Origin of the sequence: Desulfobulbus rhabdoformis, assembly GCF_016919065.1 — a bacterium.
Lineage (GTDB): Bacteria > Desulfobacterota > Desulfobulbia > Desulfobulbales > Desulfobulbaceae > Desulfobulbus > Desulfobulbus rhabdoformis.
In genome coordinates this window covers 1-404 of sequence record NZ_JAFFQA010000180.1, presented here as the reverse complement: position 1 = coordinate 404, position 404 = coordinate 1, and the positions used below count along the sequence as shown (strand labels likewise).

1 protein-coding gene is annotated in these 404 nt (G+C 50.2%); it reads right to left on the bottom strand.

Going from position 1 to position 404, the window contains the following annotated elements:
• Positions 1-241: ATP-binding cassette domain-containing protein (locus JWJ90_RS22990; RefSeq protein ID WP_205229530.1), on the bottom strand; the 241-nt coding region annotated here is incomplete at its 3' end.
• Between the last annotated feature and the right edge of the window lie 163 nt (positions 242-404).

Here is a 404-nt window from a genome sequence, read left to right as displayed (position 1 = left end):
CGGTGAACTCTTCGAAGGCGAACTGATCCTGACGCAGCTTACCGATGCGTTCGTTCGGATCGAGCGAAACGTTGCCGAGGGTCGGATCTAAGTCGCCCCCCAAAATTTTCATGAAGGTGGATTTACCGCTTCCGTTAGCGCCAATCAGGCCGTAACGGTTGCCGCCGCCAAATTTGACGGAGATGTTTTCAAATAGCGGCTTACTGCCGAACTGCATGGTGACGTTGCTGGTAACTAACACGGGCGTATCCTAAAAGATGTGACTAACGGCCTATTTTGCCACAATTGGGAATAAAAATCGCCCTGCTCGTGCAGACCCTAAACTGTCAGCATGAAGCCAGACGGTGAAAAAAATGTGATTTCGTCCACATCTGATTTCCCTGCGGCGTGGAATGCACATATAA